This window comes from Marinobacter orientalis (assembly GCF_004792665.1).
In the GTDB taxonomy this organism is placed as follows: domain Bacteria; phylum Pseudomonadota; class Gammaproteobacteria; order Pseudomonadales; family Oleiphilaceae; genus Marinobacter; species Marinobacter orientalis.
In genome coordinates, this window is the sequence record NZ_SRZX01000006.1 from 127330 (window position 1) to 143015 (window position 15686).

10 protein-coding genes and 2 tRNA genes are annotated in these 15686 nt (G+C 58.9%); 8 read left to right on the forward strand and 4 right to left on the reverse strand.

All coding sequences use genetic code 11. The features are described from left to right. Window positions 1-2: 2 nt before the first annotated feature. Window positions 3-78, forward strand: a tRNA-Ala gene (locus DIT72_RS15380). A 7-nt stretch (window positions 79-85) separates the two neighbouring features. Then, window positions 86-161 (forward strand) — tRNA-Glu (locus tag DIT72_RS15385). Between the two features lie 92 nt (window positions 162-253). Here DIT72_RS15385 and DIT72_RS15390 read toward each other — a convergent pair. Further along, window positions 254-733 carry an Lrp/AsnC family transcriptional regulator gene (locus tag DIT72_RS15390; protein ID WP_135956134.1) on the reverse strand — a complete coding sequence of 160 codons (480 nt, stop codon included), beginning with the start codon at window positions 731-733 and terminating at the stop codon, window positions 254-256. A 157-nt stretch (window positions 734-890) separates the two neighbouring features. Here DIT72_RS15390 and DIT72_RS15395 point away from each other — a divergent pair, with 157 nt between their 5' ends. The 3 genes from DIT72_RS15395 (at window position 891) to DIT72_RS15405 (ending at window position 7040) form a co-directional block, all read left to right on the forward strand. Continuing rightward, on the forward strand, window positions 891-4409 hold the full coding sequence (locus DIT72_RS15395; RefSeq protein WP_135956135.1) for an indolepyruvate ferredoxin oxidoreductase family protein: 3519 nt from the start codon (window positions 891-893) through the stop codon (window positions 4407-4409). Beyond that, window positions 4402-5586 carry an amino acid aminotransferase gene (locus tag DIT72_RS15400; RefSeq protein WP_135956136.1) on the forward strand — a complete coding sequence of 395 codons (1185 nt, stop codon included), beginning with the start codon at window positions 4402-4404 and terminating at the stop codon, window positions 5584-5586. The genes DIT72_RS15395 and DIT72_RS15400 overlap by 8 nt, the downstream gene beginning before the upstream one ends. A gap of 68 nt (window positions 5587-5654) precedes the next feature. Next, window positions 5655-7040, forward strand: a complete 1386-nt coding sequence (locus tag DIT72_RS15405) for a sodium-dependent transporter (RefSeq protein ID WP_135956137.1) — start codon at window positions 5655-5657, stop codon at window positions 7038-7040. 41 nt (window positions 7041-7081) lie between these two features. Here DIT72_RS15405 and DIT72_RS15410 read toward each other — a convergent pair whose 3' ends face one another. Further along, the gene (locus DIT72_RS15410; RefSeq protein ID WP_135956138.1) at window positions 7082-7933 is read right to left on the reverse strand and encodes a 6-pyruvoyl trahydropterin synthase family protein; all 852 of its coding nucleotides are present in this window, start codon (window positions 7931-7933) and stop codon (window positions 7082-7084) included. Between the two features lie 110 nt (window positions 7934-8043). On the opposite strand from DIT72_RS15410, the gene DIT72_RS15415 reads away from it, so the two are divergent. Continuing rightward, the gene (locus DIT72_RS15415; protein ID WP_135956139.1) at window positions 8044-8655 is read left to right on the forward strand and encodes a nucleotidyltransferase family protein; all 612 of its coding nucleotides are present in this window, start codon (window positions 8044-8046) and stop codon (window positions 8653-8655) included. A 43-nt stretch (window positions 8656-8698) separates the two neighbouring features. On the opposite strand, the gene DIT72_RS15420 is transcribed toward DIT72_RS15415, so the two are convergent. Then, entirely contained in the window at window positions 8699-9208 is a 510-nt protein-coding gene (locus DIT72_RS15420; RefSeq protein ID WP_228260839.1) for a hypothetical protein, read from the reverse strand. A 97-nt stretch (window positions 9209-9305) separates the two neighbouring features. On the opposite strand from DIT72_RS15420, the gene DIT72_RS15425 reads away from it, so the two are divergent. Next, entirely contained in the window at window positions 9306-12230 is a 2925-nt protein-coding gene (locus DIT72_RS15425; protein WP_135956140.1) for an insulinase family protein, read from the forward strand. Between the two features lie 71 nt (window positions 12231-12301). Here DIT72_RS15425 and ppsR read toward each other — a convergent pair whose 3' ends face one another. Continuing rightward, window positions 12302-13117, reverse strand: a complete 816-nt coding sequence (gene ppsR / locus DIT72_RS15430; protein WP_135956141.1) for a posphoenolpyruvate synthetase regulatory kinase/phosphorylase PpsR — start codon at window positions 13115-13117, stop codon at window positions 12302-12304. A 221-nt stretch (window positions 13118-13338) separates the two neighbouring features. On the opposite strand from ppsR, the gene ppsA reads away from it, so the two are divergent. Then, window positions 13339-15675 carry a phosphoenolpyruvate synthase gene (gene ppsA, locus DIT72_RS15435; protein ID WP_407657993.1) on the forward strand — a complete coding sequence of 779 codons (2337 nt, stop codon included), beginning with the start codon at window positions 13339-13341 and terminating at the stop codon, window positions 15673-15675. Window positions 15676-15686: the final 11 nt, after the last annotated feature.

A 15686-nucleotide genomic window follows, 5' to 3' on the forward strand; every position in this document is an offset into this window, starting at 1 on the left:
TGGGGGCCATAGCTCAGCTGGGAGAGCGCAACACTGGCAGTGTTGAGGTCAGCGGTTCGATCCCGCTTGGCTCCACCAATTTCTAGTCCCCTTCGTCTAGTGGCCTAGGACTCCGCCCTTTCACGGCGGCAACACCGGTTCGAACCCGGTAGGGGACGCCAATACGGCTTAACCGGATTAGTCCCCCGGTAAGCCATCAAAGAAACCGCCTTCGGGCGGTTTTTTTGATTGAAACAGGGCCTGTTGTAATTTCTTACTCCAGCCCTTCCACCGGGATCGTTCCGGTGTTCTTGATTTCCCGCAGCGCAAAGTTTGAGTTCACCTGCGCAATACCCTGCAAGGTAAAGATCTTTTCGTTGAGGAAGCGGTCGTAGCTGGCCATATCCGGCACGATGACCCTCAGCACGAAATCGGCATTCCCGGTAACGGCAAAACACTGCAGTACCTCCGGATAGCTGCTGACCTGCTGCTCGATCTCGGCAGTACTGTCGATGTTGTGCCGCTGCAATGACAGGTTAACGAGCACACACAGGCCCTGACCGATGCGTTCCGGGTCCACTCGTGCGGTATAGCCCTGAATGACACCGCTTTCCTCCAGAGTCCTTACCCGCCGCCAGCAAGCCGCCGGCGATAGCCCCACCTGTTCCGCCAGTAACTGGTTACTGATGCGACCGTCCTGCTGAAGCGCGGACAGGATCCGTCTGTCCAGTTTATCGAGATCAACCTGTTTCATTTGGTAACACCTGATTTATGTCAAAGGTTCTTTCTTATTATTGTCTTTTATCAAACAATCTTTCGCAAACTCTGAAAACTCTCCCCCAATAAGCAAGCACCTTTTGCCGACTTCCCTCTAGAATCCCGGTCATAAAATCGACAACAAGGAGGGCGCCATGTCCGCCGATACCCCGCAACTCGATAATTACAGACTGGAAGACCGCTACCTGCGGGAATCCGGCCGGGTTTTCCTGACCGGAACACAGGCTCTGGTCCGCATACCGCTGATGCAGGCAGCCCTGGATCGCAAGCAGGGGCTGAATACAGCAGGGCTGGTCAGCGGCTACCGGGGTTCTCCCCTGGGCGCCTACGACCAGGCACTATGGCAGGCCAAGACCTGGCTGGATGACAACCGCATCGATTTCGTTCCCGCCATTAACGAGGATCTTGCGGCCACCATCATGCTGGGCACCCAGCAGGTGGAAACCGATGATGACCGGCAGGTGGATGGCGTATTCGGTCTCTGGTACGGCAAAGGCCCCGGCGTCGACCGCGCGGGCGATGCCCTCAAGCACGGCACTACCTATGGCTCGTCGCCCCATGGCGGTGTCCTGGTGGTTGCCGGTGATGACCATGGCTGCGTGTCCTCCTCCATGCCTCACCAGTCCGATGTGGCGTTCATGAGTTTCTTCATGCCTACCATCAACCCGGCCAACATCGCCGAGTACCTGGAATTCGGCCTCTGGGGCTACGCTCTGTCGCGTTACAGCGGCTGCTGGGTCGGGTTCAAGGCCATTTCCGAGACGGTTGAGAGTGCCGCGTCTGTAGAGCTGCCGCGCCAGCCCGAGTTCATAACACCGGATGACTTCACCGCACCCGAAAGCGGCCTCCACTACCGCTGGCCGGATCTGCCGGGGCCCCAGCTGGAAACCCGCATCGAGCACAAGCTGGCGGCCGTGCAGGCTTTCGCCAGGGCCAACCCTATTGATCGTTGCCTGTTCAACAACACAGCAGCCCGCTTCGGTATCGTGACCACCGGCAAAGGCCACCTGGACCTGCTCGAAGCCCTGGATATGCTGGGCATTGATGAAGACCGGGCGCGGGAAATGGGGCTGGATATCTACAAAATCGGTATGGTCTGGCCACTGGAGCGCCGCGGCATTCTCAACTTCGTTCATGGCAAGGAAGAGGTGCTGGTGATCGAAGAGAAGCGGGGCATTATCGAGAGCCAGATCAAGGAGTACATGTCCGAGCCGGATCGTCCCGGCGAAGTACTGATTACCGGTAAGCAGGACGAGCTGGGACGCCCGCTGATTCCCTACGTGGGCGAGCTGAGCCCGAAACTGGTTGCCGGTTACCTCGCAGCCCGGCTTGGCCGCTTCTTTTCGGTGGACTTCAGCGAGCGCATGGCTCAAATCAGCGCGATGTCCACTGCCCAGGACCCGGGTGGCGTAAAGCGGATGCCCTATTTCTGCTCCGGATGCCCCCACAACACCTCCACCAAAGTGCCCGAGGGCAGCAAGGCTCTGGCAGGTATTGGCTGCCACTTCATGGCCTCATGGATGGGCCGGAACACCGAATCCCTGATCCAGATGGGCGGTGAAGGTGTCAACTGGATTGGCAAGAGCCGTTATACCGGCAATCCCCACGTGTTCCAGAACCTGGGTGAAGGCACCTATTTCCACTCCGGTTCCATGGCCATTCGCCAGGCGGTGGCGGCCGGAATCAACATCACCTACAAGATCCTGTTCAACGATGCCGTCGCCATGACCGGTGGCCAGCCGGTGGATGGCCAGATTACCGTTCCCATGATTGCCCAGCAGGTAGCGTCCGAAGGCGTTCGCCGCGTAGTTGTGCTCAGCGACGAACCGGAAAAGTACGATGGGCATAAAGACCAGTTCCCGAAGGATGTAACCTTCCACGACCGCTCCGAACTGGATGCGGTTCAGCGTCAACTGCGGGATATTCCGGGCTGTACGGTGCTGATCTACGACCAGACCTGCGCCGCCGAAAAGCGCCGGCGGCGCAAGCGCAACCAGTTTCCGGATCCGGCGAAGCGGGCCTTTATCAACCATCATGTATGCGAGGGGTGTGGCGATTGTTCAGTGCAGTCCAACTGCCTCTCGGTTGTGCCCCGCAAAACCGAGCTCGGCCGCAAGCGCAAGATCGACCAGTCTTCCTGTAACAAGGACTTTTCCTGCGTCAATGGCTTCTGCCCCAGCTTCGTCACGATTGAAGGCGGGCAGCTGCGCAAGTCCCGGGGGATGGATACCGGCTCGGTGCTGACCAGCAGGCTGGCCAATGTTCCGGCTCCGGAACTTCCGGAAATGACAGGTTCCTACGATCTCCTCGTTGGTGGCGTCGGTGGCACCGGCGTGGTCACCGTGGGTCAGCTGATCACCATGGCCGCACACCTGGAATCCCGTGGCGCCTCGGTGCTGGACTTCATGGGTTTCGCCCAGAAAGGCGGCACTGTGCTGAGCTATGTGCGCATGGCCCCGTCTCCGGACAAACTGCACCAGGTAAGAATCAGCAACGGCCAGGCCGATGCGGTTATCGCCTGCGATCTGGTGGTGGCTTCCTCCCAGAAGGCCCTGAGTACACTCAGGACAGAACACACCCGGATTGTTGCCAACGAAGCGGAACTGCCCACCGCCGACTACGTGCTTTACCGTGATGCCGACATGCAGGCCGACAAGCGACTGGGCCTGCTCCGTGACGCGGTCGGCGACGACCATTTCGATCAGCTTGATGCCAACGGCATCGCCGAGAAGCTGATGGGAGATACCGTATTCTCCAACGTGATGATGCTCGGCTTTGCCTGGCAGAAAGGACTGCTGCCGCTGTCCGAAGCTGCTCTGATGAGAGCCATCGAACTTAATGGCGTTGCTATCGATCGCAACAAGGAAGCCTTCGGCTGGGGCCGTCTGGCTGCGGCTGATCCGGGCGCGGTAACAGATCTCCTGGATACCGGCGGCGCGAAAGTCGTCGATGCCAGACCCGAGCCGACCCTGGATGAGCTGGTCGAGATCCGCCACCGGCACCTGGTCAACTATCAGAGCCAGCGCTGGGCCGATCAGTACCGGGAGAGTGTTGCCAGAGTCCGTAAGGCCGAGGAAGCCCTGGGACAGACCAGCCTGCTTCTGACCAGGGCGGTTGCGCAGCAACTGTATCGCTTCATGGCCTACAAGGACGAATACGAAGTGGCCCGGCTGTTTGCGGAAACCGATTTCATGAAAGAAGTGAAGGAAACCTTTGAAGGTGACTTCAGGGTTCACTTTCATCTGGCGCCACCACTGCTCAACGGCGAAACCGATGCGCAGGGACGTCCGAAAAAACGCCGGTTCGGTCCCTGGATGTTCCGCGCCTTCAGGTTGCTGGCAAAATTGCGCAGCCTGCGCGGAACCCCGGTGGACCCGTTCAGTTACTCGGCAGACCGGAAGCTGGATCGCGCCATGCTCAAAGACTACCAGAACCTGGTGGCCCGCATTGTCCGGGAGCTGGACGCCAGCAACCACGAAACCTTCCTGCAGCTTGCGGAACTGCCGGCCGACGTGCGCGGCTTCGGACCCGTGCGCGAGCAGGCGGCAGAAGGCATCCGGGAAAAACGGGCCCAGCTGGTAAAGGCGCTGGACACCGGGCGCCCGACCCTCATCCGCACCCAGCAGGCCGACAGGGAGGTGGATCATGTTTGAGGCCCTGAAACCCCTGCCACAGGACCCGATCCTGCAACTGATGCAGACCTTCCGGGAAGACCCGCGGCCGGACAAGGTGGATCTGGGTATTGGTGTTTACAAGGATGATGCCGGCAATACGCCAATCATGGCCGCTGTGCACGAAGCCGAACGGCGTCTGCTGGATGGCGAAACCACAAAGAGTTATGTCGGGCCCGCGGGGTCTGCCGGGTTCAACAGTGCAATGGCGGAGCTGATCCTCGGAAGCGACAGCCCGCTGATCCGGGACCGTCGGATGTCTGTTGTCCAGGCTCCTGGTGGCTGTGGTGCCCTGCGCATGGCAGCCGAGTTTCTGCGTCGGTGCAAGCCGGATACCACCGTATGGGTGAGCACCCCGACCTGGGCCAACCACCTTCCTCTGCTGGGCGGGGCCGGCCTGACCATCCGCGAATATCCGTACCTCAATCCAAAAACGCTGCAGGTAGAATTCGCGGCCATGCTGGAAACCCTTGAGGGGGCTGAAGCGGGAGACGTGGTATTGCTTCACGGCTGCTGTCACAACCCGTCAGGCGCCGATCTGAGCCTGGCACAATGGCAAGAAGTTACCACCCTGATTCAGCGCAAAGGTCTGCTACCTTTCGTGGACATGGCCTACCAGGGGCTTGGCGAGGGCCTGGAAACCGATGCCGCAGGCCTGAGGCACCTCGCCGGAGAGGTGCCGGAGATGCTGATCGCCGCGTCCTGTTCCAAGAACTTCGGTCTGTACCGGGAGCGCACGGGGGCGCTGGCTCTTGTCTCTGCCACGGCCACCATCACGTCGGCGGCCAACAGCCAGCTGCTGAGTATCATCCGTTCCCATTATTCCATGCCGCCGGCCCACGGTGCCGCCATCGTGGAGACGGTTCTCGGAGATGACAGGTTGCGGGCCCGGTGGCAGGGCGAGCTGACGGCAATGTGCGAACGCATCCTGCACCTGCGCCATGCGTTTGCCGAGGCTCTGGCGCCGGTGGGTGATTTTGACTTTATCGCCCGACAACGTGGCATGTTCTCGTTCCTCCGGATCAGCCCGGAGCAGGTGGGCCGCTTACGTAAGGAGCATGGCATCTACATGCTGGATAGCAGCCGGGTAAATATGGCAGGCCTGAATGACCGGGTCCTGCCAGGGGTGGCTGCCGCAATCGGCGACGTCCTGAGGTAAGCGGCCAGTTCCGACATTGAACCAGACCAGAAACTCAATCCGACAAAAACAACTAGCCGGAGAACACAATGAGTCAGAATACCCAACCACACCAGCAGGCCAATAACCTCTGGTCCTCACGGACGGCCTTCATCCTCGCCGCTGCCGGCTCGGCAGTGGGCCTCGGAAACATCTGGAAGTTTCCCTACATTACCGGAGAGAACGGTGGCGGTGCTTTCGTTCTTATCTATCTGGCCTGCATTTTTCTTATTGGTGTGCCGGTGTTGATCGCCGAAACCATGATCGGCCGCCGGGGTGGCCAGAGTCCTGTGGCGACCATGCGTACCCTGACCAGCACCGAGGGCACCGCCAGAGGCTGGCGGGCGATCGGTTGGAACGGCGTTATCGCCTCCTTCCTGGTACTGTCGTTCTACGCCGTCATTGGTGGCTGGGCCCTGGTATACATCGGCAAGGCCGCCGCCGGAGTATTTACCGGCGCGGATGCGGAAGCGATTGGCGGGCAGTTCGGCGGCTTGCTGGCAAACCCCTGGGAGCTATTGCTCTGGCACTCGGTGTTCATGGCCATTGTCGTGTTTATTGTTGGCCGGGGCATCCGTTCCGGCCTTGAAAAAGCGGTGAACACGTTGATGCCATTGCTGTTTGTACTGCTGATTGCCATGGTCATTTATGCCATGAGCAGTGGCAGCTTTGGCCGGGCCGTGAGCTTCATGTTCTCTCCGGATTTCAGCAAGTTGACCACAGGCGGTGTTCTGACCGCTCTGGGGCATGCCGCCTTTACTCTCAGCATCGGTATTGGCGTGCTCATGGCCTATGGCTCCTACCTGCCGAAGAACGTCAATATTGCCAGAACGGCAATGACCATCGCCGTTCTTGATACCAGCGTTGCGCTGCTAGCCGGGCTCGCCATCTTTCCGCTGGTGTTTGCCAACGGCCTCGAGCCCGGGACAGGTCCCGGCCTGATCTTCGTGACCCTGCCACTGGCTTTCGGTCAGATGAGCGGCGGCGCACTTTTCGGCACCATCTTTTTTGCCCTGCTGCTGGTGGCAGCCATTACCTCGGCTATTTCAATGCTGGAACCGGTGGTGGAATGGCTGGAAGAACACAAAGGTGTCAGCCGGGCCAAAAGTGCTTTGGGCGGGGGACTGGCGATCTGGTTTATCGGCATCGGTACGGTGCTTTCCTTCAACGTATGGGAAGACCTGCATCCACTGGGCTTCATCGCATTCTTTGAAGGCAAGACCGTGTTCGACCTGCTCGATTTTCTGGTCTCCAACCTGATGATGCCGCTGGGCGGACTCGCCATTGCCCTGTTTGCAGGCTGGGCCATGAAACGGCAAGGTCTGCCGGAGGATATTGGCCTGGAGGGTGGTGCGTTCAGAGCCTTTATGTTCATACTCCGGTACCTGGCGCCCGCCGGTATCGCCGTGGTGTTCCTCTACAACCTGATCTGGTGAGATCAGGCCCCCATGGACGGGGGCCAGCATCCGGTGGAAGCTCAGCGCGAAGCAATAGCCCCTTTGCCGACTCCCTCATAAGCCTTGACCCGAATAGTGTCCCCGGGGAACTCGGATTTCAGTCTCTCTGCAATATGCGCTGCAATCAGCTCTACCGTGGTATCCGAGTCCAGCATATAAACCCGACTCGCGGGCAGCGTCAGCGCAAATTCCCCCTGATTCGCCTCATACTCGAAGGTTACGTACGCCGTACCATCCCCGGCCACCCAGCGCCGGGTCACGTCCTCTCCGGACCCCACGTAGATATCCTGCCAAAGCTTCGCCCAGCGGTTCTCCAGGTCCCGGTCCCGCTGTCCGTTGCGGTCAATCCGGATGGGCGAGCGGTGGCCGTGGGCAATCCGCTGGCAGTTACCCAGGTGCTTCTTCAGGCCATGAACATAATGGTAGTAAGCACCTTCAATCACATCTTCCCGCAGTGAAATCTCCACGTCCATCACATTCGCCGGCAGGACTGTCCGCAGTTCGTGCTCAAGAAGGGTGGCAACCGCGGATGGCACAACCCTCTCGGAGGACAGCCAGACCACCGCTTCATCGGGCGACTGGTGAAGAATATGTGTGCCGTCCTGGAGGTGCCAGATGAAGCGGTGCGGTTCATCTTCATTCCATTCGAGCCCGCTGTAGCCGCGGGGAATCACAAGCCGGTGATCCACAAGTTCATCAATCACCCGCTTGATAGTGCGTTTGACATTGCTGAAATCAAACACCATGCCCTGATCATCCAGTTCGCCACCAAGAACCACGTCCACAATCCAGCTTTCACCCACCAGCCCGCGGGAGGCGTCAAGATAGGCGAAGTCGATAACCGTGAGATTGTCTACGAAAAGGTGGTTCATCGGAGGAGCCTGACAGGATGAGGTTGATTGATGAGCCGATTCTAGCAAAAATCCGCCAACGCCCGCAGCTTTGCGTAAGCAGCATGGCGAAAACAACGGAGCAGGGAACAATGACGAACACCGGTACAGATGATCATGAGGCCTTTCCGGTACTGGTATTGGCGGCCGGGGCTTCCCGCCGTATGGGCAGGGCCAAGGCGCTGTTGCCACTGAGCGCGGGCACACTCCTGGATCACGCCATCGGTCAGGCGAAGCAGCTTGGTACTCCGGTTACCGTGGTAGCGGGAGGCTGGTACCCCCTTGTGCGCTATCGCTGCCGCGTGCAGCCTTCTGCCTGGGTCTTTGCCCGGCATTGGCGCGAGGGTATGTCAGAGTCGCTGAAAGCGGGCCTGGACAGTCCTGGTGCCCGTGCCAGAGGTGTATTTGTTGTGTTGCTGGACCAGCCCCTGATTACGCCGGGGGCGCTTGCCAGGCTGGCAGATGCGGCCAGAAGGAACCCTTCGCGAGCCTGCGCCGCGGACCTGCAAGGCAAGCCGGGGGCACCTGCCTATATCCCCAGGCATTTGTGGCCTCAGATAATGAGGCTGAAAGGGGACAGAGGGGCGGCCGCCATACTTGCCAGCAACGGTGCGGCCACAATTGCCATGACCGGCGCCGAGTCAGACGTCGATACGCCCGGCGACTGGAGCCGTGTCCGTCGCCAGCTGGCGGAAAAGTCCTGACAGCCCATGAGCGAGACCGGGATGCACTTCGGCGACCGCGTTATTACTGAGGTAGCTTCGGCAACTGATCATGGTTGAGCTGCTCCCAGGAGCGCATATACACATCCGCCTCATACTGATAGGGGGATTTGAACGGTGTCAGTACAAAGTCGAACACCAGAAAGAAAAATCCGACAGATCCCCATGCGATGGCCAGCGTACTTATAGTGGTGGCCTGAACTTCCGGGTTGGCGTTGACGAAGCTTTCAAGCAGGGGAATCAGGTCTGAAGCCATGACTACGGGGTTAAAGCTCGAAAGCACAAACGGTATCCAGAACGCGAGGAATACCGGAAAGAATCCGAAGGACCACAGGATTCTGCGCAGCAGGTATACGCCGATGGCACGCCAGTAGCGTTGCCGGATCTCGGGAACGCGCCGTATGCGTTCCAGGTAATGGCGGCGTTCGGCCCAGTAGGCGGCCACTTCCGGGGCGTGGACCGCGTGGCTTTTGCCGGCGCCGGGAGGATGTTCTGGGACCTCCGGAATCTGGTCAACCTGGGTTTCAGTGGTCATGGCCTCGGGTACTGCCTTGTGGCTTCGGTTAATGCATGATAATAGAAAGTACGTGTTACCCTACAATCACCATTTGGATAAAGACAGGATAGCTTTAATGGCGGCAGTGATCGAGAACACAGTCCATCCGGCGTTTGAAATGCTTCGCAGTCACCGGATCAGCACGCTGAACGTGACCGTTGAAGAATACCGTCACCGTAAAACCGGCGCCCGCCACCTGCATCTGGCGGCGGATAACGACGAGAATGTGTTTTTTGTGGCCCTGCGGACCTTTCCCATGGATTCCACGGGCGTTGCCCATATACTGGAGCACACTGCACTTTGTGGAAGCGAGCGTTTCCCGGTGCGGGACCCGTTCTTCATGATGATTCACCGCTCCCTGAACACATTCATGAATGCGTTTACCAGCAGCGACTGGACCGCATACCCGTTTGCCAGCATGAACCGCAAGGATTTCGATAACCTGCTGACGGTCTATCTGGATTCGGTGTTTTTCTCATCCCTTGATCCGCTGGATTTTGCCCAGGAAGGCCACCGCCTGGAATTCGATTCACCGGAGGATCCCTCTACGGATCTGGTATACCGTGGTGTGGTGTACAACGAGATGAAAGGCGCCATGAGTGCACCCACATCCCAGTTGTGGCAGAACCTGTCGAGCCACCTGTTTCCAACCACGACCTATCACTACAACAGTGGCGGCGAGCCAGACCACATTGTGGATCTGAGCTATGATGATCTGCTGCGTTTCTACCGTCACCACTATCATCCCAGCAACGCAATTTTTGCCACTTACGGCGATATCCCGGCCCACGAGCACCATGAACGCTTCGAGGAGCTTGCCCTCAAGCGTTTTGACCGCCTCGACGTGGAGCTGCCGGTGCGGGATGAGAAGCGGATGTTCTCGCCCGTTCGTGTCGACCAGAGTTACGCCATCAGCGAAGGCGAGGAAACCAGCCACAAGACCCACATTGTCATGGGATGGTTGCTGGGGCACAGTTTCGACCTGCAGGAGAATCTCGAAGGCCAGCTGCTGGCCAGCGTGTTACTGGAGAACAGTGCCTCGCCGTTGCTGCGGGCACTGGAAACCACCGACCTCGGACATTCGCCGTCGCCCATGTGCGGCCTCGAGGACTCAAACCGCGAGATGACATTCGTCTGTGGCATCGAAGGCAGCGAGCCGGACAGGCAGGGTGATCTGGAGCAGTTGATTGAACAGACCCTGGCAAAAGTGGTGGACGAAGGGGTCAGTCAGGACCGGCTGGAGGCCATTCTGCACCAGCTCGAGCTGCATCAGCGCGAGATTGCCGGCGACAGCTTCCCCTACGGCCTGCAATTGATCATGACCGCCATTTCACCGATGGTTCACGGCGGTGACCCGGTGGAACTGCTGGATCTGGAACCGGTACTGGCGGACATGCGGGAGAAGATCCGCGATCCGCAATACGTGCCCGGCCTGATCCGTCGCAAACTTCTGGAGAATCCACACCGGGTTACCCTGACACTTCGCCCGGACGATAAGCTGGAAAGCCGCCGTCAGGCCGCAATCCGTGATGCTCTGGCGCGTCGCAAGGCATCATTGACCGGGGAAGAAGTGCGCCAGATTGTTGAGCGTGCCCGGGCCCTGGAAGAACGCCAGACCCGCAAGGATGATGACTCCATTCTGCCCAAGGTTGATCTGTCCGACGTTCCGCTGCAGTTGCCGGAACCCGAAGCGCGGTTTGCCGGCGATATGGCGGCAACCATTTATGCCCGGGGTACGAATGGCCTGGTGTATGAACAGGCGATCGTACCGGTACCGAACCTGTCGGAAGACGAGCTTCTGTTATTGCCGTATTACACCACCCTGATCCCGGAAGTGGGCTGCGGTGAGCTGGATTACCTGCAGATGCAGGACCGCATTTCCGCGGAATCCGGGGGCATCAGTGCATCCTTTTCCGCCAAGGGGCGGATTGACGATGTGCAGGATCTGTCCGGCTTCATCGTATTCAACGGTAAGGCCCTGGCCAGAAACCGCGAAGCACTGACCCGCCTGCTGAAAGACGTGTTCGATGGCGCCCGTTTTGACGAGAAAGAACGCGTGCGGGAACTGGTCGCCCAGATTCGCTCCCGCAGAGAGCAGGGCGTCACCGGCAGTGGTCATGCACTGGCTATGGGAGCAGCCTCCCAGGGCATCAGCCCCGGTGCCTGGCTGTCATTCCGGCTCGGTGGTCTGGAGGCCGTCCGCGGAGTCAAGGCCCTGGACAGGTCCATAGAGAGCCCGGCGGAGCTTGATAAGCTCTGTGAGCGCCTGGCTGCCCTGCACCAGCGCATCCGGCAGCAGGCGCGACAATTCCTGCTGATTGGTGAGGAAGAACAGCTTGACCCCATGCTCACTGCACTGAAATCGACCTGGGGCGATACCAACGCTGAAGGCGGGGAGACCTGGGAACTGGCGCCGGTGAACTATCAGGTCCGCGAAGCCTGGCTCACCTCAACCCAGGTGAATTTCTGCGCCAAGGCCTACAGCACGGTTGCTATTGATCATCCTGATGCTGCCCCATTGACAGTACTTGGCGGCTTCCTGCGTAACGGCTACCTTCACAGAGCCATCCGTGAAAAGGGCGGTGCCTACGGTGGTGGTGCCGGGCAGGACAGCGTCAATGGCAGCTTCCGCTTCTTCTCCTACCGTGATCCCCGCCTGGGTGAAACACTTGCAGATTTCGACAAGGCCCTGGAGTGGCTACAGGAAGAACAGCATGATCCCCAGGATCTGGAGGAGTCCATCCTCGGCGTTATCGGCCAGCTGGACCGCCCGCGTTCGCCAGCCGGCGCGGCCCGCCATGCGTTCCATAACCGTCTGTTCGGTCGCACACCGGAGCAGCGCGCCCGTTTCCGCGAGCGGGTGCTGGCGGTGACACTGGAAGACATGAAGCGGGTGGCAAAGCAATGGCTGAAGCCCGACAGCGCCAGCGTGGCGGTTGTCACCAGCTTCGAGAATCGTGACAGCGCGAAGAAACTGGGGCTGGAGATTCAGGAGCTGTAAGCCTCGCGGGATGAAAAAAAGGCCGGTGACCCCTTGAAGCAAGAGGGCGCGCCGGCCTTTTTTTATTTGTACTAGCGGTTCCGCTTGAGCCCGGTGCTCACCATAATCCGGGTGGCTATTTCTTCCACGGAGTAGGCGGTGGTATTGAGGAAGGGGATCCGCTCTCTGCGGTACATCAGCTCTATTTCCTCGACTTCGTGCATGCACTGCTTGAGGGAGGAGTAGCGGGAATTCGGTTTGCGCTCATTGCGGATCGTAGCCAGCCGCTCGGGCTCGATGGTCAGTCCGAAGATCTTTTCCTTGTGGCCGCGCAGAGCCGCCGGCATTTTCTGGTCATCCAGATCCTCTTCGGTAATGGGGTAATTTGCTGCCTTGACCCCATACTGAAGTGCCAGATAAAGGCAGGTGGGCGTTTTGCCACTGCGGGAAGCACCCACCAGAATCAGGTCGGCTTCGTTGTAGTGACGCGTGCGCGCGCCGTCGTCGTTATCCAGTGCGAAGTTGACGGCATGGATCCGCCGTTCGTAGCTGCCTTCGTTGTTGATGGCGTGGGATTTGCCGACCGTGTACGACGACGATGACTTCAGCTCCTGCTCAAGCGGGCTCAGAAAGGTGCCGAAGATATCCACCATGAAGCCGTCGCCGCCTGCAATGATCTCGCGAATATCGCCATTTACGATGGTGTCAAAGACCAGCGGCCGGGCACCGTCCACTTCCGCTGCCTTGTTGATGCGCTTGACCATATCCCGGGCTTTGTCAGCATCGTCGATGTATGGCACCGTAACGCGCTCGAAATCAATTTTTTCGAATTGCGCAAGCAGACTGTGCCCCAATGCCTCGGCGGTCAGACCGGTGCCATCGGATATGAAGAAAGCGGTTCGTTTCATGATGTGTAGTCCGGCTCCGTATTTGGCGGGTTCCCTAGGTAATTGCCACAGGTTACAGTATCATACACGCCAAGTTCGAGAGCCCGCAGCGGAGAATGCAGGAATTGCAGGGTGAGGGTCAGGTGAGGCGCACCTCCACCGCTCCGGTTTCGCTCTTTGCTTCAACGAATCAAGGGAGACACGCTTTGGAAGATTACATTATCTGGTTTGATCACCTGGGAATGTCAGACGTTGACCGGGTCGGGGGAAAGAATGCCTCCCTCGGTGAAATGATCAGTAATCTCGCCAATGCAGGTGTTACCGTGCCCGGCGGCTTTGCCACTACGGCCCATGCCTATCGTGAGTTCCTTGCGAAAGATGGTCTGCGGGAAAAGATCGACAACGCGCTCGACGCGCTGGACATCAATGACGTCAATGAGCTTGCAAGGGTCGGATCCCGGATCCGCCAGTGGATCCTCGACACTCCGTTCCCCGAGGCGCTGGAGAAGCCACTGGAAGAGGCATACGCACAGTTGCGCGGTGGTAACGACAAGATGGCGGTAGCGGTGCGTTCCTCCGCAACCGCCGAAGATCTGCCGGACGCCTCGTTTGCCGGCCAGCAGGAGACTTTCCTCAACGTCGTGGGTCTGGAACAGATTCGTACCTCGGTAAAAGAAGTCTTTGCCTCGCTGTTTAATGATCGTGCCATCTCCTACCGTGTACATCATGGCTTTGACCACAAACAGGTGGCCCTCTCTGCGGGTGTGCAGAAGATGGTCCGCAGTGAAACAGCCGCCAGTGGCGTGATGTTTACCCTCGACACTGAATCCGGTTTCCGCGGCGTGGTGTTTATCACCGGCTCCTATGGCCTTGGTGAAACAGTCGTGCAGGGTGCGGTGAATCCTGATGAATTCTACGTTCACAAGCCTACTCTCGAGGCCGGACGGCCTGCGGTTCTGCGCCGCAACCTGGGCAGCAAGGCCATCAAGATGGTCTATCACACGGATCCGTCCGCAGAGCAGTTCGTGGAAACCGTCAAGGTGGAGCAGGACGATCGCAACCGCTTCTGTATTACCGATGCCGAAGTGGAAGAGCTGGCCAGGCAGGCCGTGATCATCGAAAACCATTACCAGCGTCCGATGGACATCGAGTGGGCGAAAGACGGTGATGACGGCCTTATCTACATCGTTCAGGCCCGCCCGGAAACCGTCAAGAGCCGCGCCTCCGCCAATGTGATGGAGCGTTATCTGCTGAATGAGACCGGCACTGTACTGGTGGAAGGCCGCAGTATCGGCCACAAGATTGGCAGCGGCCCGGTCAAGATTATTACCAGCATCAAGGAAATGGACCGGGTGCAGGCCGGCGATGTACTGGTAACCGACATGACCGACCCCGACTGGGAACCTGTGATGAAGCGGGCCTCGGCCATCGTCACAGATCGTGGTGGGCGTACCTGCCATGCCGCCATTATTGCCCGTGAACTGGGCATACCTGCTGTGGTCGGGTGTGGCGATGCCACTGAAGTGCTCAAAGACGGCCAGGAAGTGACCGTCTCCTGCGCTGAAGGCGATACCGGGCTGATTTACGAAGGCAGCCTGGACTTTGAACTGAAAGAGAATACCGTGGACTCCATGCCCGATATCCCGTTCAGGATCATGATGAACGTGGGCAATCCGGACCGGGCCTTCGACTTCCAGTCACTGCCCAACGAGGGCGTCGGGCTTGCGCGCCTCGAGTTCATCATCAACCGTATGATCGGCGTGCATCCCAAGGCACTGCTCAACTTCGATGGCCTGCCGCGGGACATCCGCCAGACCGTCGAGAAGCGTATTTCCGGATACAGCTCGCCGGTGGATTTCTACGTCGACAAGCTGGTTGAAGGCATTTCCACCCTGGCGGCAGCCTTCGCGCCCAAGAAGGTGATCGTTCGCCTGTCAGACTTCAAATCCAACGAATACGCCAACCTCATCGGTGGCACCCTGTACGAGCCGGACGAGGAAAACCCGATGCTGGGTTTCCGTGGCGCCTCGCGCTATATCTCGGAAACCTTCCGCGACTGTTTCGAGCTCGAGTGCCGTGCCCTGAAAAAGGTACGTAACGAGATGGGGTTCACCAACGTCGAAGTAATGGTGCCTTTCGTGCGTACCGTGGGTGAGGCGGAACAGGTGGTGAACCTGCTGGCAGAGAATGGCCTGAAGCGCGGGGAAAACGGCTTGAAGGTGATCATGATGTGTGAGCTCCCCGCCAATGCCCTGCTGGCAGAACAGTTCCTCGAGCATTTCGATGGATTTTCCATCGGCTCAAATGACCTGACCCAGCTTACCCTCGGTCTCGACAGAGACTCCGGCATCATTGCGCACCTGTTTGATGAGCGTAATGACGCCGTCAAGGCGTTACTCGCCAGTGCTATCCAGGCCTGCAAGAAGGCAAACAAATACATTGGAATCTGCGGGCAGGGGCCATCCGACCATCCGGATCTTGCCAAGTGGCTGATGGATCAGGGTATCGATTCTGTTTCTCTGAACCCGGACTCGGTGTTGGATACCTGGTTCTTCCTGGCGGACGAGAAAATCGACTAAGCATTTCGAGA